This is a genomic window from Leucobacter faecis (assembly GCF_054456695.2).
In genome coordinates, this window is the sequence record NZ_JBTJER020000007.1 from 89997 (window position 1) to 113828 (window position 23832).

Annotated in this window: 22 protein-coding genes; 3 read left to right on the plus strand and 19 right to left on the minus strand. The window is 63.8% G+C overall.

Annotation, left to right across the window (positions count from 1 at the left end; translation table 11 throughout):
• Nucleotides 1–53: 53 nt before the first annotated feature.
• The 6 genes from secF to leuA form a co-directional block, all read right to left on the minus strand.
• Nucleotides 54–1076, minus strand: a complete 1023-nt coding sequence (gene secF / locus ACXR2W_RS09290) for a protein translocase subunit SecF (RefSeq protein ID WP_458812866.1) — start codon at nt 1074–1076, stop codon at nt 54–56.
• 2 nt (nt 1077–1078) lie between these two features.
• Nucleotides 1079–2806, minus strand: coding sequence for a protein translocase subunit SecD (secD, locus tag ACXR2W_RS09295; protein WP_458812868.1), 1728 nt, complete (start codon nt 2804–2806; stop codon nt 1079–1081).
• Between the two features lie 51 nt (nt 2807–2857).
• Nucleotides 2858–3289, minus strand: coding sequence for a preprotein translocase subunit YajC (gene yajC, locus ACXR2W_RS09300; RefSeq protein ID WP_458812870.1), 432 nt, complete (start codon nt 3287–3289; stop codon nt 2858–2860).
• Nucleotides 3290–3382: 93 nt separating this feature from the next.
• Complete coding sequence (gene ruvB / locus ACXR2W_RS09305; RefSeq protein ID WP_458812872.1) at nt 3383–4372, minus strand: Holliday junction branch migration DNA helicase RuvB; 990 nt, start codon at nt 4370–4372, stop codon at nt 3383–3385.
• A complete protein-coding gene (gene ruvA, locus ACXR2W_RS09310; protein ID WP_458812874.1) occupies nt 4369–4980 on the minus strand; it encodes a Holliday junction branch migration protein RuvA in 612 nt (203 codons plus the stop codon). The genes ruvB and ruvA overlap by 4 nt, the downstream gene beginning before the upstream one ends.
• Before the next feature lie 104 nt (nt 4981–5084).
• Entirely contained in the window at nt 5085–6863 is a 1779-nt protein-coding gene (leuA, locus tag ACXR2W_RS09315; RefSeq protein ID WP_458812876.1) for a 2-isopropylmalate synthase, read from the minus strand.
• 257 nt (nt 6864–7120) lie between these two features.
• Here leuA and ACXR2W_RS09320 point away from each other — a divergent pair, with 257 nt between their 5' ends.
• On the plus strand, nt 7121–8938 hold the full coding sequence (locus ACXR2W_RS09320; protein ID WP_458812878.1) for a DUF2207 domain-containing protein: 1818 nt from the start codon (nt 7121–7123) through the stop codon (nt 8936–8938).
• Here ACXR2W_RS09320 and ACXR2W_RS09325 read toward each other — a convergent pair.
• The 13 genes from ACXR2W_RS09325 to lepA form a co-directional block, all read right to left on the minus strand.
• Nucleotides 8935–9321: a DUF5684 domain-containing protein gene (locus tag ACXR2W_RS09325; protein ID WP_458812880.1), complete on the minus strand. Its 387-nt coding sequence runs from the start codon at nt 9319–9321 to the stop codon at nt 8935–8937. The two genes, ACXR2W_RS09320 and ACXR2W_RS09325, sit on opposite strands and share 4 nt — an antisense overlap.
• A gap of 39 nt (nt 9322–9360) precedes the next feature.
• Complete coding sequence (gene era, locus ACXR2W_RS09330) at nt 9361–10284, minus strand: GTPase Era (protein WP_458812882.1); 924 nt, start codon at nt 10282–10284, stop codon at nt 9361–9363.
• Nucleotides 10281–11573, minus strand: a complete 1293-nt coding sequence (locus tag ACXR2W_RS09335; protein WP_458812884.1) for a hemolysin family protein — start codon at nt 11571–11573, stop codon at nt 10281–10283. Before ACXR2W_RS09335 ends, era begins: the two co-directional genes overlap by 4 nt.
• Nucleotides 11570–12031, minus strand: a complete 462-nt coding sequence (gene ybeY, locus ACXR2W_RS09340; RefSeq protein WP_458812886.1) for an rRNA maturation RNase YbeY — start codon at nt 12029–12031, stop codon at nt 11570–11572. The genes ACXR2W_RS09335 and ybeY overlap by 4 nt, the downstream gene beginning before the upstream one ends.
• On the minus strand, nt 12028–13074 hold the full coding sequence (locus ACXR2W_RS09345) for a PhoH family protein (protein WP_458812888.1): 1047 nt from the start codon (nt 13072–13074) through the stop codon (nt 12028–12030). The genes ybeY and ACXR2W_RS09345 overlap by 4 nt, the downstream gene beginning before the upstream one ends.
• Nucleotide 13075: 1 nt before the next feature.
• The gene (locus tag ACXR2W_RS09350; protein ID WP_458812890.1) at nt 13076–13426 is read right to left on the minus strand and encodes a histidine triad nucleotide-binding protein; all 351 of its coding nucleotides are present in this window, start codon (nt 13424–13426) and stop codon (nt 13076–13078) included.
• Nucleotides 13427–13459: 33 nt separating this feature from the next.
• On the minus strand, nt 13460–14254 hold the full coding sequence (locus tag ACXR2W_RS09355) for a 16S rRNA (uracil(1498)-N(3))-methyltransferase (protein WP_458812892.1): 795 nt from the start codon (nt 14252–14254) through the stop codon (nt 13460–13462).
• Between the two features lie 4 nt (nt 14255–14258).
• The gene (gene dnaJ, locus ACXR2W_RS09360) at nt 14259–15359 is read right to left on the minus strand and encodes a molecular chaperone DnaJ (protein WP_458812894.1); all 1101 of its coding nucleotides are present in this window, start codon (nt 15357–15359) and stop codon (nt 14259–14261) included.
• 44 nt (nt 15360–15403) lie between these two features.
• Nucleotides 15404–16441, minus strand: a complete 1038-nt coding sequence (gene hrcA, locus ACXR2W_RS09365) for a heat-inducible transcriptional repressor HrcA (protein ID WP_458812896.1) — start codon at nt 16439–16441, stop codon at nt 15404–15406.
• Between the two features lie 200 nt (nt 16442–16641).
• Nucleotides 16642–18483 carry an S-layer homology domain-containing protein gene (locus tag ACXR2W_RS09370; RefSeq protein ID WP_458812909.1) on the minus strand — a complete coding sequence of 614 codons (1842 nt, stop codon included), beginning with the start codon at nt 18481–18483 and terminating at the stop codon, nt 16642–16644.
• A gap of 173 nt (nt 18484–18656) precedes the next feature.
• On the minus strand, nt 18657–19880 hold the full coding sequence (gene hemW, locus ACXR2W_RS09375) for a radical SAM family heme chaperone HemW (protein WP_458812911.1): 1224 nt from the start codon (nt 19878–19880) through the stop codon (nt 18657–18659).
• Entirely contained in the window at nt 19881–20573 is a 693-nt protein-coding gene (locus tag ACXR2W_RS09380; RefSeq protein ID WP_458812913.1) for a DUF1990 family protein, read from the minus strand.
• A complete protein-coding gene (gene lepA, locus ACXR2W_RS09385; protein ID WP_458812915.1) occupies nt 20570–22423 on the minus strand; it encodes a translation elongation factor 4 in 1854 nt (617 codons plus the stop codon). The genes ACXR2W_RS09380 and lepA overlap by 4 nt, the downstream gene beginning before the upstream one ends.
• A gap of 100 nt (nt 22424–22523) precedes the next feature.
• Between lepA and ACXR2W_RS09390 the strand changes: the two genes are divergently transcribed.
• Together ACXR2W_RS09390 and rpsT are read left to right on the plus strand one after the other, a co-directional pair.
• The gene (locus tag ACXR2W_RS09390) at nt 22524–23369 is read left to right on the plus strand and encodes an MOSC domain-containing protein (RefSeq protein ID WP_458812917.1); all 846 of its coding nucleotides are present in this window, start codon (nt 22524–22526) and stop codon (nt 23367–23369) included.
• Between the two features lie 141 nt (nt 23370–23510).
• Entirely contained in the window at nt 23511–23771 is a 261-nt protein-coding gene (gene rpsT, locus ACXR2W_RS09395) for a 30S ribosomal protein S20 (protein WP_458812919.1), read from the plus strand.
• Nucleotides 23772–23832 lie beyond the last annotated feature (61 nt).

A 23832-nucleotide genomic window follows, 5' to 3' on the forward strand; every position in this document is an offset into this window, starting at 1 on the left:
CTTGCGATGATTGAACGCTACACCACGCCCGGCAATTCGGGCGAACTGTCGGGCTACGACGCGCTGGTGGCCGGTTCTTCGGCCTCCTGCTCCTGCGCCCGCAGCTTCAACGCCTTCTCATCGTGACGCTTCACACTCGGCTCGCTTTCGCGCAGGTGCGCGTACACAGGCGATGCAATGAAGATCGTCGAGTAAGCGCCCACGAGGATACCGATGAACAGTGCGAGCGAGATGTCGCGCAGCGTCCCCGCTCCCAACACAAACGCACCGATGAAGAGAATCGATCCGACGGGCAAGAGCGCGACCACCGAGGTGTTGATCGAACGCACCAGGGTCTGGTTGACGCCGAGGTTCACGGCCTCACCAAACGTCTGGCGCTCACTGAGTGCGTCGCTCGTCGTGTTTTCGCGAATCTTGTCGAACACCACCACGGTGTCATAGAGGGAGTAGCCCAGAATCGTGAGGAACCCGATCATCGCGGCGGGGGTAATCTCGAAACCAGAGGCTCCGTAGATGCCTGCAGTGATCACGAGGTCGTGTAGCAGTGCGATGATCGCGGCGAGCGACATCTTCCAGGTGCGGAAGTACAGCGCCATCACGAGCGCCGCAAAAATCAAGAACACGAACAGAGCGATGACCGCCTGCTTGGTGATGTCTTGACCCCAGGCCGGCCCAATGAACGAGTACGTGACCTCGTCGGGCTGAATGTCGTACTGCTTTGCGAGCGCATCGGTAACCGCGCGGTTATCGGCTTCGCTGAGCGCCTCCGTCTGCACGCGCAGGTCTGTGGGGCCCACCTGGCTCACACGCGGTGCGCTCTGCGGCAGTACCTTTTCTACGGCCTTCTGAGCGAGCGCCGGATCCCGATCTTGACCCTCGGTGAGGTGTACCTGGAACTGACTGCCGCCTGTGAACTCGATGCCGAAGGCGAAGCCACCGCGGGCGAGCACGCCCACGAGTGACAGCACGATGAGCACGGTCGAGACGACGTACCAGACGCGGCGCTTACCGATGAAGTTGATTGACTTCTCACCGGTGTAGAGCGCGTTGCCAAACTGTGCGAATGAACGAGCCATGGTTAGCTCTCCTTTCCAGCGGCGGCCTTGCGCTCCGCGATGGTCTGCCGGCGTTCTGCTTCGCGGGCGCTCTTCTGGTTCTTCTTCTTGCCCGCGGCGGCGGGCTCACGGAAGGCGGCGCGGCCGCGGTAGACGGCACCCAAGCCCTGCGGGTCGAGGCCCGAGAATTTGTGCCCCGACTGGTAGAACTTGGTGCGCGCAAGAAGCGTCATCATCGGGTGTGTGAAGAGCGCGACAACAATGATGTCGACGAGGGTGGTGAGGCCGAGCGTAAACGCGAAGCCCTTCACACTACCCACGGCGAGCACGAACAAGATGGCTGCCGCCAAGAAGTTCACACCGTCAGAAGCAAGAACGGTACGGAACGCCTTCTTCCATCCGTTTTCAACCGCGTTCTCAATCGAGAAGCCATCGCGCAGCGCGTCTCGAATACGTTCGAAGTAGACGATAAACGAGTCGGCCGTGAAGCCGACGGCCACGATAATACCGGCGACGCCCGCGAGCGAGAGTCGGTACCCCTCGCGCCACGAGAAGAACGTGAGCAGCAGGTAGGTGAGCACACCGGCCACCGCGAGCGAGGCGATCGTCAGCGAGCCGAGCGCGCGGTACTGGAAGATCGAGTAGATCACCACGAGGCCCAGACCGATAAGACCAGCCAGCAGGCCGGCCCACAGCTGGTTCGTGCCGAGCGTCGCCGAAATGTCTTCCTGGCTCTGCACGGTGAAGTCCATCGGCAGCGCACCGAACTTCAGCTGATCAGCGAGTGCCTGAGCTGAGTCCTGGGTAAACGAGCCGCTGATTGAAGGGCGGCCGTCGAGAATCTGGCCCTGCATCATCGGGGCTGAAAGCACGCTGCCGTCAAGCACGAACGCGAACTGGTTCTGCGGTTCGGGAGCACCGAACAGGCGCGTGCTAATCTTGCCGAACTTGTCGGCGCCCTTCTTGTTCATGGTGATCTGCACGACCCACTCACCGGTCGTTGCGCCCGTCGAGGTGGTACCCATCTGCGCGGTCGCGTCGGTGATGACTGCACCGTTCAGTTCAACAGGGCCGAGCAGGTACTTCGCTGTGCCAGTGTCATCACACGTGATGAGCGGGCGGTCCGCCTTCGAGTCACGCGCATCGAGTGCTTCGTCAGACGCACAGGTGAACGTATCGAACTTGGCTTGGAGGGCCGGGGTCACCCACGCGAGGTCACCGGCCTCCTTCGGCAGCGGGCTCGGATCGAGGGGGCCCTCTGCGGCCTTCTCCTGCGCCGCCTTCTCAGCGGCCGCAGCTTCAGCGTCTTCACCTTCGGCGTCTTCGCCCGACTGCCCGAGGCTCGTCAGGTCGATACCAACACCCACCGCGAGCACGGGGCGGAAGTCGAGCTTCGCCGACGCTTCAATGCGCTGCAGCGTCGCCTCGTCGGCCTTGCCGGGAATTGAAACCGAGATGTGCTGGCTGCCCTGCGTGGTGATCTCTGCTTCAGAGACACCAGCAGCGTCAACACGCTGACGAATGATCGAAACGGCCTGCTGCAACTGCTCACCCGCAATGGCCTTGCCATCGGTTTGTTCTGCGGCAAGCAGAATCTGGGTGCCGCCCTGCAGGTCGAGGGCGAGTTTAGGTGTCCATGTCGCGTCGCTGCGAAACACACCGTAGGTGATGAGACCGGCGAGACCGACTATAAGGACAAGGAGGAAAATCAGGGACTTACGGGCCCTGCGCACAGCGGGAGACGACGCCACAGTGACTGCTTTCTATGAGGGAATGAGGGGATGCCGAGATCGCCCCGAGGCTTACGCCTTGGGGTTTGTCTCTTCGCCGGGCTCGTCGCCGGGCTTCTCGTTCGAGTCGTCGCCAGCGTCGGCGCTCTGATCGGCATCAGACTTAGTGTCGGCAATGTGCTCGCCAAATGCAGGGTCATCGTCGGGGGCGAGGCTGCCGGTCTCGGCCTGGGCGTCGGCCCCTTCAACGGGGGTAACGACCTGTGAGATCGCGTTGCGGTGCACCACGAGCGTCGTGGTACCGCTGCGAATCGTGGCGCGGTTGGTCTCTTCGTCAATGTCCTCGAGCGTGCCGTAGATACCCGACTGGAGCATCACCTCGGCTCCCGGGCGCATGTTGTTCTGCAGCTCCTGCATCGTACGCTGACGCTTCTTGCTGTTGCGGAACATGAAGAAGATCATCACTGCGATGAGCGCGAACATCATGAGGGTAATCGGGTCCAAGGGAGGTCCTTCCAGTGAGCGTGCACGCACGCGGGGCACAGATTTCCCCAGCCTATCGTGATTTAGCTGGCAGCTCGCCGCAGCCACCCCGCGTTAAGCTGCGTGACCCAAGACGTGCTCGAATCCGAGCCTCGTTGCTACCCTGCCTCGCGGTGTGCGCGTGAGCAATCCAGCGCGCACGAGAAACGGCTCTACCACCGCTTCGATGGTCTCGGCTTCTTCTCCAACAGACACCGCGAGGGTCGAGAGGCCCACCGGGCCTCCCTCGAACCGTTCAACGACGGCTTTGAGCACTTCACGGTCGAGGCGATCGAGGCCGTGCGCGTCAACGTCATAGAGCGCAAGCGCCGCTTGCACCGCGGCGGTGTCGCCCGGCAGGTCGTGTACGAGGCTGTAGTCGCGCACGCGGCGCAGCAGCCTGTTCGCAATACGCGGTGTACCGCGTGAGCGCCTGGCAATCTCTTCAAGCCCCACCTCAGACACCTCAAAGCCAAGCAGGCGTGACGCCCGTGTCACCACGCTCGTGAGCTCGTCGTCTGAGTAGAACTCGAGGTGAGCTGTGAAACCAAACCGATCGCGCAGTGGGTTCGGCAGAAGTCCCGCGCGGGTTGTCGCCCCCACAAGAGTGAACGGCGACAGCTCGAGCGGCACTGAGGTCGCGCCCGCGCCTTTGCCCACCATGATGTCGACCTTGAAGTCCTCCATCGCGAGGTAGAGCATCTCCTCGGCACTGCGGGCCATGCGGTGTATCTCGTCAATGAACAGCACCTCCCCGGGGGTGAGCGCAGAGAGCACGGCCGCGAGATCTCCAGCGTGCTGAATAGCGGGCCCAGAAGTTTGGTGCAGCGGCTTATCGACCTCGGCGGCGACGATCATTGACAGCGTGGTCTTCCCGAGCCCGGGCGGGCCCGCAAGCAAGATGTGATCCGGCGTGTGATTGCGCATGGAAGCGGCATTGAGCAGCAGGCCCAGCTGCTTGCGCACCTTCGCCTGGCCCACAAACTCAGACAGCGTCGCAGGGCGCAGCGCGCCCTCATAACCCTGCTCTGAGGGCGTAGCCTGTGCCGACAGTTCGCCCGTCATCGCGTGCCGCCCTTAGCGGCCTGAAGCAGGGCGAGGGCCGCGCGAAGTAGGCCGGCACTGTCACTGGGGGCGCCCGCCGCGACGGCGTCTTCGACAGCCGCCTTGGCCGCGTTCTCATTCCAGCCGAGCCCCATGAGGCCCTCCTGCACCGCCGCGACGTGTGCGGTGGCATCATCGACGGCCGCCGCAGCCTCACCCTCGAGGGCGAGGCCTTCGAGTTTGCCGGCAAGTGAGATCACGATGAGCTTTGAGGTTTTGGGGCCGATGCCCGAGACCTTACGAAACACCTTCTCGTCCTCTGCGGCGACCGCGCGTGAGATCTCGGCTGGCGTGAGGGCAGAGATCACACCGAGTGCGCTGCGCGGGCCGACACCGGTGACGCCAATGAGGTGGCCAAACACTTCGAGCTCATCTTGAGTGTGAAAACCGAAGAGTGTGAGCGAGTCCTCGCGCACCACGAGCGAGGTGTGCACGGTGAGCGGCTCCCCCACTGTGGCCTGCGACACGCGCCCACTGGGCAGCTCAACGCGCATGCCAATACCGCCCACACCAACCACGGCCCAACCGGCGCCCGACGACAGTACGGGCCCAGACAACGATGCAATCACACGCCTACCCTATGTTGCATCCCCGACATATGCAGCGACGCCGCGCCGCGTGTTCGAACAAAAATCCGAACGCACGGCGCGGCGTCATGCCGGTGCAAGAGTCGCTACGCCGTGGCGGCGACGGGCTCCTTGGCCGAGGCGTTGCGCACAGCGCGGTTCACCGAGCTCACAATAGCCTTGAGCGTCGCGCGGCTCGTGTCGGCGTCGATACCGACGCCCCACAGGCGCTGGCCGTCAACCTCGAGGTCGACATAGGCGGCGGCGACGGCGTCGCCACCCGAGCTCATGGCGTGCTCGACGTAGTCAAACAGCGTGACCGCGTGGCCGTCATCGTTGAGGGCGTTAATAAACGCGTCAACGGGGCCATTGCCGCGAGCGGTGAGCTGCTTGCGTTCAGAGCCGTCGCGGTAGTCGGCCGAGAGCTCGGTGACGCCGTCGCCCGCGCTCGTCGTCTGCGTGCGAAACAGTTCGTACTGGCCCCACTGCTCGCCCGCAGCGTCGCCGTCTGCCAGCGCGACGGGCAGATACTCGTCTTGGAAGATGCTCCAGATCGACTCGCTCGAGACTTCGCCACCCTCAGAATCGGTCACATTCTGCACGACCGCGCTGAACTCGATCTGCAGCCTGCGCGGCAGGTCGAGAGCGTGATCGGTCTTCAGCAGGTACGCGACACCACCCTTACCCGATTGCGAGTTCACGCGAATCACGGCCTCGTACGAACGCCCCAGGTCCTTCGGATCGACCGGCAGGTAGGGCACGGCCCACTCGATGTCGTCGATCGAGACCCCGGCAGCCTCAGCGTCTTGCGCCATGCGCTCGAAACCCTTTTTGATCGCGTCTTGGTGCGAGCCCGAGAACGCGGTGTATACGAGGTCGCCCGCCCACGGACTACGCTCGGGCACGCGCAGCTGGTTGCAATACTCAGCGGTGCGGCGCACCTCGTCGAGGCGCGAGAAGTCGATCTGCGGGTCGATGCCCTGCGTAAACATGTTGATGCCGAGCGCGACAAGGTCGACGTTACCCGTGCGCTCACCGTTCCCGAAGAGGCAACCCTCGATGCGGTCTGCGCCGGCGAGATACCCGAGCTCAGCGGCGGCCACGGCGGTGCCGCGGTCATTGTGCGGGTGCAGCGACAGGATCACGTTCTCGCGGTGGTTCAGGTGCCGGCTCATCCACTCGATCGAGTCGGCGTACACGTTGGGGGTCGCCATTTCGACGGTCGCCGGGAGGTTTATGATCACCTTGCGCTCGGGCGTCGGCTCGAACACCTCGAGCACAGCGTTTGACACCTCGAGCGCATACTCGAGCTCGGTGCCCGTGTACGACTCGGGTGAGTATTCGTAGAACACCTCGGTGCCCTCGCAGATGTGCTCAAACGATCGGCACATGTTTGCGCCGTCGACGGCCATCTGCTTAATGCCCTCGCGGTCCTTTTGAAACACGACGTCGCGCTGCAGAATGCTCGTCGAGTTGTACAGGTGCACGATCGCCTGCTTCGCACCGATCAGCGACTCGTAGGTGCGCTTGATCAGGTGCTCGCGTGCCTGGGTCAGTACCTGAATCGTGACATCGCCCGGGATCGCATCTTCTTCGATTAGCTGGCGCACAAAGTCAAAGTCGGTCTGGCTGGCAGACGGAAACCCGACCTCGATCTCTTTGTAGCCCATCTTCACGAGCAGATCGAACATGATGCGCTTGCGCTCGGGGCTCATCGGATCGATGAGCGCCTGGTTGCCGTCGCGCAGGTCGACCGCGCACCAGCGCGGCGCTTCGGTGATGCGCTTCGTGGGCCACGTGCGGTCAGGCAGCTCCACGTTGATGATTTCGTGGAAGGGGCGGTACCGGTGAATCGGCATTCCAGAGGGCTGCTGAGTGTTCTTCATTGACTCGTCTTTCTCATCTAGCTAGGGCTTCAGCCAAACACGAACACCGCGACGAGGAAGGCCGATGAATTAGGCCTCGTCGCGGCAGCTAAGGAGGAGCGAGCCGAACAGCATGTGCTCAATCTATCACAGCTCCAAGCGCGGTTTGCGCGCGTGTAGCGAGATCCGGATCGAGTCGCCTCGCTAGCCTAGAAGGCATGCGCGCTTCCTCCTTCCACCCTGCCCGCCGTGCCTTCAGGGGCACCCTTTGCACCGCCGTGGCGCTCTTCATCGCGCTCATTCTGCTCTCGTTTGCTGGGGCAGGCGCGCACGCCGACGTGCAGGATTACCGGTACGACAGCTGGGCCGTCGAGTATGAGGTGGGTGTTGATGAGGCGGGGAGAGCGGTCGCGCACGTCACCGAAACGATCACCGCCGTGTTCCCTGACCACGACCAGAACCGTGGCATTGTGCGCGGCGTACCCGAGCGATATCAAGGCGCAAGTCTCGACCCGCGCGACTTCAGCGTCACCGACGAAGCGGGGCGTGCGGTGCCCTTCGAGCTCGAAAGCGACGACGGCTTCACGGCGGTTCTCACGGGAGGCGACGATTTCGTACACGGTGTAACGACATACGTGATCTCGTACACGTTGAGCGACGTGGTGCTCGCCCGCGATGACGGGGCCGCAGACGAGTTCTACTGGGATCTGATGGACTTCGAACATGCGCAACCCGTCGCGAGCTTTACGGCGCACATCTCGTTCGATGAGCAGCTCGCCCAGGAGCTCACCGGCGATGCCCGCTGCTATGCAGGCGCCGCTGGCACGGGCACAGAGTGCATGATCGAACTCGGCACCGAGCCTGAGCCTGAAACCGCGGTTGAAGCTCAGGCCGGAAGGACTTCTTGGAGTGTCGAAGCGGGACAGCTCGCGCCCTACGAGGGTGTGACGGTGGCGATCGGCCTCGCGCCGGGTGCGGTCGTGCAGCCTGCCACGCGGCTCCCCGATCCGGTGCTCGACACGTTGCCGCTCGTACTGGCGGGCACGGCACTCGTGATCGGCGGAACATCGTTTGCGTTCGCAGCGCAGCTGCGCCGTAAACGTCGCACCATGCGCGGCACGATCGTCGCGCAGTACGAGGTACCTGAGGCGCTGCCACCGCTCGTAGCCGCAAGCATCGTGGGAGCCTCGCCGCATCCGGTGCCCGCGGAGTTCGTGCACCTGGCGGTTAGGGGCGCTCTTCGGATCGAAGCGGGCGAAGCCCGCCCGGGTATCTTCGGCAAAGAGCCGCGGCCGACCCTGCGTATTGTTGACCCCTCACGTGCGGTAGACCCGCTTGACCAGCGCACGCTTGCGCGCGTGTTCGCGAGCGTCACCCCCGGGGCCGCTCGCGAAGTGCCGCGCAGCGACGTGAAGTTTGCGCGTGCGATGGAGAAACTCAAAGGGACGGGCATCAGTGAGGCACGGTCGCGCGGGTATTTCGAGCAGGCGTACTCCCCCGCTGGCCGCGTCATCGGCATCGTGGGAATCGTGTTCTCGGCCGCCGCGATAGCGCTCGGGTTTACCGCACTTGTCACACGCGAAACACCGTGGCCGCTGATTGCGATCGCGGTGGGCGGGTGCGCGCTCGCCGGCAGTGTGTTGGGCACGGTACCCCGCTGGCTGCACACGCGCGCGGGCGCCGAGGCCCGCGAACATCTGCTGGGTGTGCGCGAGTTCATTCGGGTGGCAGAGGCCGACCGGCTCGAGGTGCTGCAGTCATACGCGGGCGCCGAGCGGCGTGACGTCGACGGTGTCGCAGTTGTGCACCTGTACGAGCGGCTGCTGCCCTACGCCATGCTGTTTGGGCTGCAGAAGCGATGGGGTCGAGTGCTCGAGGTGCGCTACGAAGAGACGACGGGGTATGTGCCGTTGTGGGTCGTTGGCTCTGCCCTCGGCCATAGTGCGGCGGGGATCGTCGGGATCGAAAGTACGATCTCGTCGTTCACTTCGTCGTTTACGTCTGCGGTGAGCTACACCTCGAGCAGCTCGGGAGGTTCATCTGGCGGCGGGTTCGCCGGCGGTGGCGGCGGTGGCGGGTTCTCGGGCGGGCGTTAGCGCCTGCGCGGGCTGTAGGTGGCGCTACCGAACCCGAGAATCAGGTACCCGATGGCCGAGAACAGCCAGAGCAAGAAGATCGAGAACACCCCTCCCTTGCCAAAGCGTTCACCGGTGCGCAGCGCCACAAAGATCGCGAAAATGAAGTTCACGATGGGGACGAACAGCAAAAGGGTCATCCAGGCCGAATAGCCCGCAATCTTCACCAAGAAGAAGACGTTGACAATTGGAATGATGGCGAGAATGCCGGGGTACCCCGCCTTCGAGAACACCCGCCACAGCGCGATCACAATAATCACGTACCAGATCAGTGCGATCACGGTGGTCGTGCCGTTCAAAGCAGCCAGTGATGTCGAATCTGTGATGGTTTCTAGCGCGAACATGTTGGTTCCCCCTGTCTGGCAACCCATCTTTGGGCTCCGTTAGAAACCGAGCTTACCCAAGGCCTTGGGGTCGCGCTGCCACTCTTTCAGAACCTTAACGCGCAGCGACAGGTAAACGCGGCGCCCCAGCAGCTCTTCGATGCCCTTACGGGCGCGCTCGCCGGAGGCGCGCAACTGTGAACCGCCCTTGCCAATCACGATACCTTTCTGGCTGTCGCGCTCGACGTAGATCGATGCGTAGATCTCGAGCAGCCCGTCTTCGCGTTCCTCGCGGTCGTCGACCGTCGCTGCCAGCGAGTGCGGCAGCTCTTCGCGCGCGCTCTGCAGCGTCGCCTCACGAATTAGTTCGGCGATGCGGTCGTCTTCGCTCTCGTCTGTTGTGCGGTCACTCTCATACAGCAGCGGTGACTCGGGCATCAGGTCGAGCAGCACGTCAGAGAGCACGTCGAGCTGTTCGCGCGTCACCGACGAGATTGGCACGACGGCGTCCCACTCGCGCAGCTCACCGAGGCGCGTGAGCTGGTCGATGATCTCAGACTTCGAAGCCTCGTCAACCTTCGTCAAGACGGCCACCTTCTTGGCGCGCGGAAAGTCGTCGAGCCGGTCGTTAATGAACCGGTCGCCCGGGCCGAGCTTCTCGTTCGCGGGCACGCAGAACCCGATCACGTCGACATCGCCAAGCGTGTCTTCAACAAGCGCGTTCAGGCGCTCGCCAAGCAGGGTGCGCGGGCGGTGGATACCGGGGGTATCGACGATGATAAGTTGACCGTTCTCACGGTGCGCGATGCCACGAATCGCGCGCCTCGTCGTCTGCGGTTTGGGGCTCGTGATCGCGATCTTTTCGCCCACGAGAGCGTTCGTAAGTGTCGATTTGCCGACGTTGGGTCGGCCCACAAACGATACAAATCCCGCTCGTGTGGGTTGGTCTTCGGCCTGTGCGGCCTGTTCGATATGTTCGGTCATTCTGTGTCCTTCTCCTCGGGTTCTCCCACCCAGCTCGCCCGCACGGTTGTGAGGCGCTGCAGTTTGCGCATAACGCTCACCGCTTCAAGTTCAATACCCGACACGGTGACGGTGTCGCCCTCGTCGGGCAGCCTACCGAGCCCCTTCGCGACGAGTCCACCCACGGTGTCCACCTCGTCATCTTCGAGCTCGATACTAAACAGCTCGCCCAATTCGTCAACCCCCAGGCGGGCGCTCACCAGAAACGAGCCGTCGGCTTGGGGCTGCACCTCGGCCTGTTCGCGATCGTGCTCGTCGTTTATCTCGCCCAGCAGCTCTTCGATGAGGTCTTCGAGCGTGACGAGACCAGACACTCCGCCGTATTCGTCGACGACGATCGCGAGGTGGTTGGCTTCGCGCTGCATCTGCCGCAGCAGGCTATCGGCCCTCTGTAGCTCTGGCACAAAGATCGCTGGCTTCGCGATGCGCGTCACCGGCTTGGTCTCTGCTTCGTCTGGGCGGCGCAGCACGAAACCACTCACGTCGCGCAGATAGACCACACCCACGATGTCGTCGACGTCGTCGGCGATGACGGGAATACGCGAGTGACGTGATGCCAGCATCTGCTCGAGCGACTCACGCACCGGCAGGTCGGCCGGCAACGTCACCATGTCGATGCGGGGCACCATCACCTCGCGCACGAGGGTGCCCCCAAATTCGACGAGCGAGTGAATGTACTCACGGTCATCGTCTTCAAGCAGGGCCTGCTCTGCCGCCTGGTCAACCATCGATAAGAGCTGTTGTTCATCCCTGATCCGGGCCCGCCCCGCGGCGCGACCCGGGGTGACCCGGTCGCCAAAGCGCATGAGACCCGTGGCGATCGGGCCGAGCAGCACGCGTACCGCGCGCACCGCGGGCGCGGCGAAGCGAATTACGGCGTCAGGGTGGTGCGTACCGACTGTGCGGGGGCTCGATCCCACGAGCACGAACGTCGTGGCCGTCATCACGAGTGTGGCGAGCACGAGCTCGAGCCACAACTCTTCAAGTGAGTATGCGAGCACGAGGGTGATGAGCACGGCCGATACGGTCTCGGCGAACACGCGCGCAAATCCGAGCGCATCGAGGTGGCTCCCCTCGTCTGCCGCGATCGCGCGAATCGCGCGGCCGGTGCGCGGCGATTCGTCTGCGAGCGCCATGAGCTCTGCACGCGAGCGCACGCCGAGCGCGGCGTCTGCCGCGGCGAGCGTGCCGCCGAGGCTCAGCAGCACGAGTGCGGCGCCCAGCAGCAGAACGATGAGGGCTAGATTCATCGCGACCGCTCGCGCATTGCGAACGAGAGCAGCAGATCGCGCTGCAGCCCAAACATTTCAGTTTCTTCGTCGGGCGTTGCGTGGTCGAAACCGAGCAGGTGCAGCATGCCGTGGGTGAGCAGCACCGAGATTTCTTGGGCGAGATCATGGCCTGCCGCCTGCGCCTGCACTTCGGCCACCTGCGGGCAGATCACTACGTCACCGAGGAGGCCGGCCGGGGTCATGGCGTCAACGCGGCCGGGACGCAGCTCGTCCATGGGAAAGCTGAGCACATCGGTCGTGCCCGGCTCGTTCATCCACTGCACGTGCAGCTGCTCCATCGCGTCCTCGGCGACGAGCATCACGCCGAGTTCGGTGTCTGGGTGTACGTGCAGTGACTCGAGCACAAAGGCCGCGAGGCGCAGCATGCGTGCCTCTTCAATCTGCGCGCCCGACTCGTTGTTGATCTCGACGGTCATCGCGACCCTCCCTGTGGTGTGGTGTGTGTTTGCTGCTGCGTGTTTGCATGCACAGATTTGAGTGCTGCCCGGCGTTCGTCGTAGGCGGTGTATGCGTCGACGATGCGCCCCACGAGGCTGTGCCGCACAATGTCGTCGGCGCCCAGGTGCGCAAAATGAACGTCTTCGACGCCGTCGAGAATCTGGCTCACGACCCGCAATCCACTCGAAGCGACAGGCAGATCTACCTGTGTGAGGTCGCCCGTGACCACCATCTTCGAGCCGTAGCCCAAGCGAGTGAGAAACATTTTCATCTGCTCGGGCGTCGTGTTTTGTGCCTCATCGAGCACCACGAAGGCCTCGTTGAGGGTGCGGCCGCGCATGTAGGCGAGCGGGGCTACCTCGATCGTGCCGCTCGCGAGCAGCTTGGGCACGACATCGACGTCCATGAGCGAACCGATCGCGTCAAATAGCGGCCGCAAGTATGGGTCAATCTTGTCTTCGAGGGATCCGGGCAGGTATCCCAGCCGTTCGCCTGCTTCGACCGCTGGCCGCGTGAGAATAATCTTTGCCACCTCGCGGCGCTGCAGCGCCTGCACGGCCTTCGCCATCGCGAGGTACGTCTTGCCCGTACCGGCGGGCCCCAGGCCAAACACGATCGTGTTGTCTGCAATCGCGTCGACATACGCCCGTTGCCCCCGCGTTTGCGGGCGTACCGCGTGCCCGCGTACGGTCACGATCGGCTCGCTCAAGAGCTGGGCCGCGGTCGGGCCGTTGCCGTCGCGCACCATGCGGGTAATTTCGGAGACGTCGTTCGCCGAGACCGCGCCGCTCGCTTTGGCAAGCTTCAAGATCTCGCCGACGGCCTGTTCGGCCGCACGCACGAGCGCGACCGGACCGCGCATCGTGAGCACCTGGTCGCGTACGTGAAAATCGACGCCGGGGTGGTTGCGTTCGAGGTCACCCACGAGCCGGTCGCGATGCCCGAGGAGTGACCCCAGGTCGACGCCCTCGAGCAGCACTGTGCGCTGCAGCGCGGGCGCTTCGGGCGTGGTCGCCCGCATATCAGGATCCAACGAGCGTACGCTCCTCAAGGTTGCCTGCGAGCAGGTGGGCGTGCACGTGAAATACTGTCTGGCCAGCGCCAGCGCCCGTGTTAAAAATGAGTCGATACTCGCCGCTGGCGTGTTCGGTGGCGAGCTGTTGCGCCACCTGAACCATCTCGGCGAGCGTCTCGGGCTCGGCCGCGGCAAGCTCGGTGACGTTCTTGTACGCGGTGGTTTTGGGAATCACCAGAATGTGCACGGGTGCCTGCGGGGCGATGTCTGGAAACGCGATCACGCGCTCCGTCTCTGCGAGAATCTTCACGGGAATCTCGCCCGACACGATCTTACCGAACACGGTTTCTTCAGCCATGACTCTAGTTTAGGGCAGCTGTTTAGGGCCCGGCTACCAGCGTGCCAACGCGAGGTTCAGCACCGCGAGCGCGGCGGGTCCCGCTGACGACGTGCGCAGCACCGTCTCACCGAGCACCGCGACCTGCGCGCCCGCCGCCTCAAGGCGATCGAGCTCGCCGTCAGAAAAACCCCCTTCGGGCCCCACGACGAGATAAATATGCCGGATCCCGTCGCCCGCGGTCGCGGCTGTTCGCGCAGCAAGCTGCGCGGCCCACCCGCTCAGCGGGTTGTTGCCGCGCGGGTGCAGCGCTACGACGGCGCTGTCTGCGCGCGCGGCGAGCTCACACAGCTCGCCGAGGGTGGCGAGCGGCCGTACCCCGGGGATCCGGGGGCGCAGTGACTGTTTGGCGGCCTCACGCGCGACGCGCTGCCACTTATCGCGGCCCTTTTCAGCTTTGTCTCCGCTGCCGCTCCAGCGCGAGACCGAGCGTTCGGCCTGCCAAGGCACGATGGCGTCGACGCCAAATTCGGTGGCCTGTTCGACCGCGCGCTCGTCGCGGTCGCCCTTGGCGAGGGCCTGCACCAGCACGAGCTCGGTGGCCTGGGCGCCGGGAGTTTCGCCGGGCAGGCTCACGGAGTCGAGACGCACGGTGAAGCGCTCGCGGTCGGCCGTTTCGACGGTGCCCTCACCGAGCGTGCCCTGGCCGTCACCGACCAGAATGCGTTCGCCGACACGCAGCCTACTCACCCGCACTGCGTGGTGCGCTTCGTCGCCGATCACCGTAATCAGCTCGCCGGGCGCGAAGTCGGCCCGGGCGAGCTGCTCGGCGTAGTACAGGTTAGCCATGCGGCTAGTTACCCCTAAAGAACCGGTCGCGCATCTTGCCGAAGAAGCCCTGCTGAAACTCGCCCAGGTGCGGCTTCTCTTCGCCCCGCAGGGTGGCGAGCTGGCGCACCAGGTCCTTTTCGCGGCCCGAAAGCTTGGTGGGCGTCGACACCTGCACGGCGATCTTCACGTCACCACGGTTGGTTGAGCGCAGCCCCTGAATACCGCGACCGCGAATCGTGATGATATCGCCCGACTGAGTACCGGCAGGCACCTCGGTCTCGATGGCGCCGTCGATGCCAGCGAGGCTCGCGCTCGCGCCAAGAATAGCGTCGGTCATCGACACCTGCATGGTGCACAGGAGGTCGTTGCCGTCGCGGCTGAAAATGTCGTGGTGCATGACGCGGAACTCGATAAAAAGGTCACCGTTGGGGCCACCGCCCGGGCCCACTTCACCGCCGCCGCGCAGCTGCAGGCGGGTGCCCGTGTCGATGCCCGAGGGAATATCGATGGGAATGGTGCGCCGCTCACGCACGCGGCCCTTGCCGCCACACTCGACGCAGGGGTTCTCGATGACGGTGCCGTACCCCTGGCAGCTACCACACGGGTGCATGGTCACCACGTTGCCAAACAGTGAGCGCACCTGGCGCTGCACCTGCCCCTGACCGTTGCACACGTCACAGGTGACGGGGTGGGTGCCCGGCTGGCAGCAACTGCCCTGACACAGGTCACACAGCACCGCCGTGTTGACGGTGACGTCACGCTGCACGCCGAACATCACGTCTTCGAGGGTCACATCGACCCGGATCATCGCGTCTTCACCACGCTCGGCGCGCGGCCGAGGGCCACGCTGGCCGCCACCAAAACCACCGCCACCGAAGAACGTCTCGAAGATGTCACCGAAGCCGCCCGCACCGTTTTGGCCGCCACCCATGTCATAGTTCTGGCGCTGCTCGGGGTCGCTGAGCACGTCGTAGGCGTGCGTCACGCTCTTAAAGCGCTCAGACGCCTCTTCGCTGGGGTTGACGTCGGGGTGCAGCTGACGGGCCAGCTTGCGGTACGCCTTCTTGATTTCTTCTGGGGTCGCTTCGCGCGAGACTCCGAGGGTTTCGTAGTGGTCGGCCACAGGCCTGGCTCCTCAGTGGTTGTGACGGTCATGGGCTGGAGGGGTCACGCTGACCCCTCACCCAAGATTTGGTTCAAGTATCTGGCGACGGCACGCACTGCCGCGATGTTGCCGGCGTAGTCCATGCGGGTGGGGCCGAGCACGCCGAGCTTCGATGAGGCTCCGCCGTCTTCGTAGCGGGAGGCGATGATCGAGGCGGTCGGTAACCCGTAGGGCTCGTTCTCTCGTCCAATGGAGGCCGCGACAGTGCGCCCTTCTTGTACGAGTTCTCCAAACAGTCGCAGCAGCGTAACCTGCTCTTCGATCGCATCGAGCACACCGGGCAGAGAGCCCGCGAACGCGTCGCCGCGGGTGAGGTTCGCGGCTCCAGCAAACGCGATGCGTTCGCTACGGTTTGCTTGCAGCTGGCTACGTACCACCTCGAGCACGCGGTCAACGACCGGCGCTTCGGCCGCATCTGCCCACTCGCCTGCGGTGTCTGACAGTGCCGCGATCTGAGCGACGCCCGATTCGACATCGGCGCCAACGACCGCTGTGGCGATGCGGTCGCGCAGTCCGTGCACCCACGCTTCGGTCACCCGCGCCGCAGGAAGCCAGGCGAGCTGTTGTTCGACAACACCCGAGCCCAAGATTAAAACGCACAGCACACGATCTTCGCCGAGTGCGACGAGGTCAATGTGGCGTACGGTGGTGCCGCCCAGAGTGGGGTACTGCACCACGGCGACCTGGTTGGTGAGCTGCGCAAGCATGCGCACCGTGCGCGCCATCACATCGTCAAGGTCGCTTGACTCGCCCAGAAAACGCTCGATCGCTGAGCGCTGGGAGCCTGAGAGTGGCCTGATTTTGGCGAGGGTGTCAACGTAGAGTCGGTACCCTTTGTCGGTGGGCACCCGCCCAGAGGAGGTGTGCGGTTGGGCGATCAGCTCGTCTTCTTCGAGCAGTGCCATGTCATTGCGAATGGTGGCGGCTGAAACGCCGAACTGGTGCCGCTCAACGATGGCCTTTGAGCCAACGGGTTCGTTCGAGGAGACAAAGTCGCCCACGATCGCGTGCAGCACCGCCAGGCTGCGTTCCGAGACCATGTCGCCCTCCCCTAGCACTCGCCTATTCCGACTGCTAAGTCTATCGCAGAGCACCCGCGCCTCGCCACGAGCTCGCTGAGCTTCACTGCGGGCGAAATTATGGGAGTAATGGTCGGCGCAGGTGCACCCGAGGTTTGCGCGAGAACGACGAAGCGCGGGCACCGGCCGAAGCCGGTGCCCGCGCCGCGCAGTGTTACACCCTAGCCGAGAAGACCATCTGCACGGTAGAGGAATGCTGCCATTGCCTCACGCGTGGTGTTGTCCTTGGGCTTGTAGGTGGGCTTGCCCGACGACTGCTTGTTGCCGGTCGAGAGACCCGTGGTGCCCATCCAGTGGATCTCCTTGTAGAACTTGTCGCTCTTCTTCATGTCAGCGAATGGTGATTCACCGGCGGCCTTGTAGCCCTTAGGGGCGTGCTGGCGGAACATGAACGCGGCCACGGCATCGCGATCGACGTTCGACTTCGGCTGGAACTTCGGCAGGCCGGTGTTCTGAGCCCAGCCAGTAACGAGGCCCTGCTTGTGCGCCCAGGTGATCTCCTTGTAGAACTTGTCGCCGAGCTTTAGGTCAGCGAACGGCGACTTAGTCGGCGCCTTGAAGCCAGCTTTGTCCTCGGCCGGTGCGAGGCGGTACAGGAAGGCCGCCATGGCTTCACGCGTGACCTTCTCCTTGGGCATGAACTTGAACGTGCCGTCGTTCTGCTTGTACCCGGTGGTCACGCCGGTCTCTGCGAGCCAGGTGATCTCCTTGGAGAACTTCGTGGTCGGAGTGATGTCGCTCAGCTCAACACCCGTCTTGGGGGGAACGACGGGCTCCTCCGGCGTCGCGTCCTTCGCAAACGTGGTGGTTGCGCCGTTGAACGAGATCGACTTGACGGTCGCGACCTTGCCCGTGTCAACAAAGAAGCCGTAGCCGATCACGTCGTGATCGCCGAGGGCAGCGAGCACGTCAGCAAACGGTGCGGGTGTGTTCGCTGCGAGCGAGCCGACCTGCTTCGACGAAACCCACTCGGTGGCCTCAGAGAGCTTGCCACTCTCGGGCACGAGTGCACGCAGCGTCGTAAAGACTTCCTTCTGAGCACCTTCGGGGTACGCAAAGACCGGCACCTGAGCCCAGACCTCGCCCTCGACGACATCGATCTGCATCGCAGCGGCGAACTCCGCGGCGTTCGCCTGGAAATCCTCATCGGCAAAGCCGTTGAGAATCTGAGTCTTGCCTGTCACCTTCAGGCCGATGGTCGCATCCTTCTCGCCGGCGACCGTTTCATACGCCTCAGCGCCCGACTTATCGCCATTGTGCCAGCCAGGATACGTCTCTTCGTTCGCGCGAATGTCCTTGGCCTCGACATACGCAGACGACTCGGCACCCGCCGCCGCAGCCGCCGGCTCAGCGTAGAACTTGGTCGTCGTGGCGCCATCGGTGAACGACGAGACGAGCACGTCGGCCGCCGGGCGGTATACGAGCACCCCGGTGCTAATCGTGTAGAGGTCTTCGCCGCAGCCGTCGATGAATGCCTGCAGGTCAGTCGGCGTGCCAGCGGCGACGTCACAAATGGGCTTGCTCGAGGTCCACAGGGCCGGGTTCGAAGCATCTGCGCGAAGCGTGCTCCAGCCCTTCCAACCCTTCTCCTCCACGTCATCCTTTACGCGCACGCCCACCTGGTAGGTGATGGCCGCATTGTCAGAGGCCACAACACCCAGTGAGCCGAGCAGGGCAGCTACATTCTCTGCCTCCGTGGGCACCGCGAGGTCGTTACCGTTGCCCTTGATGATCTGGGCTTCTGTGCCAGCCTTGACGACAAGGCCGTTGCGTGCCTGATCGGCAGTTTTGACGCGCTGTGGCTCGCTGTCCTTGGGGCCAAAGTGCCACTGATTGTAGACGGCAGACTCGTCAGCCTCGACTGGGCCAGCGATGTCGGCCGCGGGCACATACACGGTCGTCGGGGCGACCGGCTCTGCCTGGGCGGCAGAGGCACCGAACGCGGCGCCCGACACAACCATGGCCGCTGTCGCGACAACGGCTAGTGGTTTCTTTACAGACATGCAGAACATCCTTACGTCTTTGGTTCAGGGATATCCAATGGATAGGAGCCGCAACGAATGCTGCTAGTGGCTCCACCAAGAAGTTAGCTTGCCAAAGCCTGTTCTGCAACTTTTTTCAAACAGTGTTTAATATTCGGCGCTGCAAAAAAAGATAGATAAACGTTATTTGTACCCTATGTCAACAAACGGTGCACGACGGTGTCCGCCAGCAGCCTGCCGCGCAGGGTGGGCACAACTCTGCCCTTAATCGCAGCGCGGCCATCGATCAGCCCCTCGGCGATCAGCTCGGGCACGGCCCGCCGACCGGCAGCTTCGAGTACGTCGACGGGCAATCCGTCGGCGATGCGGGTCTCAAGCAGCACGCGCTCCTCGCGGCGGGCGTCGGCCGTCAACAGTTCGCGTGAGTGAGCCGGCGACACGCCTGCGGCGACACGCTGCGCATACGCCCCCGGATGCTTCACGTTCCACCATCGCACGCCGCCGACGTGACTGTGCGCGCCGGGCCCAGCGGCCCACCAATCCTCGCCCGTCCAATACGCAAGGTTGTGGCGAGACCGGGTCTCGGGCGTACGCGACCAGTTGCTAATCTCGTACCACGCAAGCCCCGCCTCGCGAAACCGCTGCTCGGCGAGCTCGTACATCTCAGCGTGCAGATCTTCGTCGGGAGCCGCGACCTCGCCGCGACGAATCTGCGCGGCCAACTTCGTACCGCGTTCAACAATCAGGGCGTACGCCGAAATATGATCCGGATCAGTGGCGAGCGCAGCATCGATCGAGCGCTCCCAGTCACTCAGTGTCTCCCCCGGCGTGCCGTAGATCAGGTCGACACTCACTTGCAAGCCCGCGTCGCGCGCCTGGCGCGTAACCACGGGCACCCGCTCGGGCGTGTGCGTGCGGTCGAGGGTTTTGAGCACGCTCGGCACGGCCGACTGCATGCCGAAACTAGCGCGGGTAAAGCCCGCGTCAGCGAGCGTCTGCAGGTAGGCAGCATCCACCGAGTCGGGGTTCGCCTCTGTGGTCACCTCGGCACCTGGTGCCAGCCCCCACTCGTCCTTGATCCGGCGCAGCATGAGCGCCAAGTCGCTTGCGGGCAGCAGCGTGGGGGTGCCGCCCCCAAAAAAGACCGTGGAGACCTGGCGTTCGGCGACACCCGAGCGCCGCAGCACCTCGGCGCCAAAGCTCAGCTCCCAGGCAGCCTCTTCGGCGTAGGAGTCTTGGCGCGCGCCGCCCAGCTCCTGCGCCGTGTAGGTGTTGAAGTCACAGTAGCCGCAGCGCACGCGGCAGTACGGCACGTGCACGTAGACGCCAAAGCGGCGATCGTCGCTGCCAATCGCGGCGCTCGCGGGCAGCAGGCCATCTTCGGGTGCCGGATCGCCCTCGGGGAGCGCGGCGCCCACCTAGCCGGCCTCGGGCGTCGGGTCAGACTCGTCTCCGGAACGGGACTGTGCAGCTCCCGGCAGGAGGCCCCGGAGCTGCGGAACGATCGAGTTCAGCGCAGCCTGCAGGTCCTGCTTGCCCTTACGACCAAACAGGCCGTCCTTTGACGCTTCAAGAAAACCTCGTGCGACGGCCCACACCGAGTCATCGTCGCGATGCTCCACCACAAACAGCTGCTCGCCCACGGGTCCGTTAGTGTCGACCGTGCCCCAGGCGAACCCAGCACGTCGGGGCTCATCGACCGTGTACACCACGAGAAGTTCGCGTGTGGCGTTCTTTTCAAAGGTGACGCGCACGCGGTTTCCCGCTGCGATATAGGGCGTGCCGTCGGCCGCGAACTTTTCTTCGGGATGGGCGGGGGCCACTGGTGTGCCGTCGGCGCCAAACTCTGGGCCGGCATAGGTTTGCGCGTCAGCGCCGCCGAGGTGTTCAACCTGCATGCCAGCGCCGAGCTGCGCCGCCCACGTCATGAGGGCACTCGATGCGATCAAAAATCTCGGTTGGCCACTGCCCAGGCGCAAACTTTCTTCATACGCAGTCGAGCCAGCGGGCGGAAACCGCACGACATCGGCTTGCTTGGACGCGCCCACCGCGGCGTAGGCCGCGGGCATCTGCACGTGACTGCCGCGGCGGGCTGGCGTTCCCTCGGTCACTTCTTGCCGCTTTCCTTGCCTTCGACATCGCCCGAGAGCGCGGCGATAAACGCCTCCTGAGGCACCTCGACGCGTCCTACCATCTTCATGCGTTTCTTGCCCTCCTTCTGCTTTTCAAGCAGCTTGCGCTTACGGCTAATATCGCCGCCATAGCACTTGGCGAGCACGTCCTTGCGGATCGCGCGAATGTTCTCACGCGCAATGATGCGCGAGCCGATGGCGGCCTGAATGGGCACCTCGAACTGCTGGCGCGGAATCAGTTTGCGCAGCCGCTCGGTCATGAGTGTGCCGTAGGCGTAGGCGCTGTCGCGGTGCACGATCGCGCTAAAGGCGTCAACCTGCTCGCCCTGCAGCAGAATGTCGACCTTCACCAGGTCTGCCTCTTGCTGGCCCATCGGTTCGTAGTCGAGGCTCGCGTAGCCCTGCGTGCGGCTCTTCAAATGATCGAAGAAATCGAACACGATCTCGCCGAGCGGCATGCTGTAGCGTAGCTCGACACGCTCACCAAGGTACTCCATGCCGAGCAGGCTGCCGCGGCGCGACTGGCACAGCTCCATGATCGCACCGACGTAGTCCTTGGGCGTAAGGATCGCGACACGCACAACAGGCTCGCTCACGGTCTTGATCTTGCCGTCGGGGTACTCTGACGGGTTGGTGACCGTGACCTCGCTGCCGTCGTCGGTCACGACCTCGTAGACCACGCTGGGCGCGGTGGCAATGAGGTCAAGGTCAAACTCGCGGCGCAGGCGCTCAGAGATAATCTCGAGGTGCAACAGGCCCAGGAACCCGCAACGGAATCCGAAGCCGAGCGCGACCGACGTCTCGGGCTCGTACTGCAGCGCCGCATCTTCGAGCTTGAGCTTGTCAAGCGCCTCGCGCAGCACCGGAAAATCACTGCCGTCGAGCGGGTAGAGCCCTGAGAACACCATCGGCTTCGGATCGGTGTAACCGGGTAGAGCATCGGTAGCGCCGCCGATCTTGGAGGTGACCGTATCGCCGACCTTCGACTGGCGCACGTCTTTCACACCGGTAATGAGGTACCCGACCTCACCGACTGCGAGTCCCTTCGTGGGAGTCGGGCCGGGCGAAGACACACCAATCTCGAGCGCTTCGAGGTCGGTGCCCGTCGACATCATCTGAATCTTCTCGCGCGGGTTCAGCTTGCCATCGATCATGCGCACATAGGTGACCACACCGCGATACGCGTCGTAGACCGAGTCGAAGATCATGGCGCGGGCGGGGGCATCAGCGTTACCCACCGGAGCGGGAATACGCTTGACGACGAGGTCGAGCAGCTCCTCGACGCCGGCACCGGTTTTGCCCGACACCTTCAGAATGTCGTCGGGGTTACCGCCGATGAGGTCGGTGATCTCGCGCGCTACACGCTCGGGGTCTGCCGCGGGCAGGTCAATCTTGTTGAGTACGGGAATGATCTCAAGATCGTTCTCCATAGCAAGGTAGAGGTTCGCAAGCGTTTGCGCCTCGATGCCCTGCGCGGCGTCAACGAGCAAGATGGCGCCCTCGCACGCGGCGAGCGAGCGTGACACCTCATAGCTGAAGTCGACGTGACCGGGCGTATCGATCATATTGAGGGCATACGATCCGCCGTCTGCGTCCCAGTGCATACGCACGGCCTGCGACTTGATCGTGATGCCACGCTCGCGCTCGATATCCATGCGATCGAGGTACTGAGCGCGCATCTCTCGGTCCGGGACAGTGCCCGTTACCTGCAGCATGCGGTCAGCAAGCGTTGACTTGCCATGATCGATGTGCGCGATGATGCAGAAGTTGCGGATCATCGCGGGCTCGGTCGAGGCCGGGACTGGGGGGTTCACACTGCGAGGAGACATTACCGGTCATTATCGCACGAGCACACCCAATTGGAGGTGTGTGCTTCCCGCCCGGGTGTCGCAGGCTTGCGCACTCGCGCCGGCCTGCCAGTATGTACCCATGCCCAAAGTCGTAGCGCTCTACAAATACCCGGTGAAGGGTTTTACTCCCGAGCCCGCCAGATCACTCACGATACTGCCCGATGGTCGGGTCGCGGGCGACAGGCTTTTTGCGTTTCGGTTTGGCGACGCGGCAACTGCCGAGGAGCAGGACGGGCTCGACTATTGGCCCAAGGCGCTGGGCCTTTCGCTGCAGGACTTTCCCGCGCTCGCGCGACTGCACGTTTCGTTTTCGCACTCGACCGGGCGTGTGACCGTGCACGAGGGCGAAACGCTGCTCGTCGACGCATTGCTCGCGGACGCCGCCGGCCGCGCGAAGTTTTGTGCCGCGATCACCGAGTTCGTACTTGCCTCCCCCGAGGGCCGCAAACTCGCGCGCCCGGGGAGGTTGCCCCTCGTGCTTGTGGGGGACGGTGAGCGCTCACGGTTTCAAGACCGCCCACGCGGTTATGTCTCGCTGCACGGTGAGGCGAGCGTTGCCGAACTCGAAGGGGCGCTCGGCACTCCCATCGACGACCGCAGATTTCGTTCGAACATTGTGGTCGAGGGCCTTACTGCGCGCGAGGAACTCGCGTGGGCTGGCGGCGTACGCATTGGCGACGTTGACTTTGTAGCTCGCGGGCCGATCGTGCGCTGCCTCGCCACCCACGCGAACCCCGACTCGGGCGAACGAGACGCCCCCGTACTGAAAACGCTCACCGGCACACTCGGCATGAGCGAGCCGAGTCTCGGCAGGCTGCTGCTGCCCGCGGGCCTCGATCTTTTTGGGGCGAGGCCCGGCGCCACCGACACCGGCTTTGCCGGTGGCGTGATCCGGATCGGAGACGAAGTCACCGTGACCGGCTAACGCGCGCACCCAACGTGCCACAGAGTCTGGTAGTGTTGGTGCTTGACTTGCGTGTGGCTAAAACCACACACCCCGGAAGGTGCCCTCTCTCGCCAACCGGACAATCCGTCAATTTTTACGTTTTTAAGGACACTACTTAACGTGGCAAACATCAAGTCGCAGATCAAGCGCATCAAGACCAACCTGAAGGCAACCGAGCGCAACCGTGCGTACAAGAGCGAGCTGCGCACCGCGATTCGTGCAACCCGCACCGCTATCGCCGCAGGTGACAAGGCTGTTGCGCAGGAGAAGCTCCAGCTCGCTACGCGCAAGCTCGACAAGGCAGTGTCGAAGGGTGTTATCCACAAGAACCAGGCAGCGAACCGCAAGTCGGCTCTCGCTACCCAGGTCGCAGCACTCTAAGCTTCGCAGCTGGTAGCCTTTCGGCTAACAAAAAGGCCCCGCTTCGGCGGGGCTTTTTTGT

Coding starts and splice junctions, on each gene's coding strand:
- secF (WP_458812866.1), bottom strand. CDS start 1,076: ATGGCTCGTTCATTCGCACAGTTTGGCAACGCGCTCTACACCGGTGAG.
- ruvB (WP_458812872.1), bottom strand. CDS start 4,372: ATGACGGGCGAACTGTCGGCACAGGCTACGCCCTCAGAGCAGGGTTAT.
- leuA (WP_458812876.1), bottom strand. CDS start 6,863: ATGAAGAACACTCAGCAGCCCTCTGGAATGCCGATTCACCGGTACCGC.
- ACXR2W_RS09325 (WP_458812880.1), bottom strand. CDS start 9,321: ATGTTCGCGCTAGAAACCATCACAGATTCGACATCACTGGCTGCTTTG.
- era (WP_458812882.1), bottom strand. CDS start 10,284: ATGACCGAACATATCGAACAGGCCGCACAGGCCGAAGACCAACCCACA.
- ACXR2W_RS09335 (WP_458812884.1), bottom strand. CDS start 11,573: ATGAATCTAGCCCTCATCGTTCTGCTGCTGGGCGCCGCACTCGTGCTG.
- ybeY (WP_458812886.1), bottom strand. CDS start 12,031: ATGACCGTCGAGATCAACAACGAGTCGGGCGCGCAGATTGAAGAGGCA.
- ACXR2W_RS09345 (WP_458812888.1), bottom strand. CDS start 13,074: ATGCGGGCGACCACGCCCGAAGCGCCCGCGCTGCAGCGCACAGTGCTG.
- ACXR2W_RS09350 (WP_458812890.1), bottom strand. CDS start 13,426: ATGGCTGAAGAAACCGTGTTCGGTAAGATCGTGTCGGGCGAGATTCCC.
- ACXR2W_RS09355 (WP_458812892.1), bottom strand. CDS start 14,254: ATGGCTAACCTGTACTACGCCGAGCAGCTCGCCCGGGCCGACTTCGCG.
- hrcA (WP_458812896.1), bottom strand. CDS start 16,441: ATGGTCTCGGAACGCAGCCTGGCGGTGCTGCACGCGATCGTGGGCGAC.
- ACXR2W_RS09370 (WP_458812909.1), bottom strand. CDS start 18,483: ATGTCTGTAAAGAAACCACTAGCCGTTGTCGCGACAGCGGCCATGGTT.
- lepA (WP_458812915.1), bottom strand. CDS start 22,423: ATGTCTCCTCGCAGTGTGAACCCCCCAGTCCCGGCCTCGACCGAGCCC.
- ACXR2W_RS09390 (WP_458812917.1), top strand. CDS start 22,524: ATGCCCAAAGTCGTAGCGCTCTACAAATACCCGGTGAAGGGTTTTACT.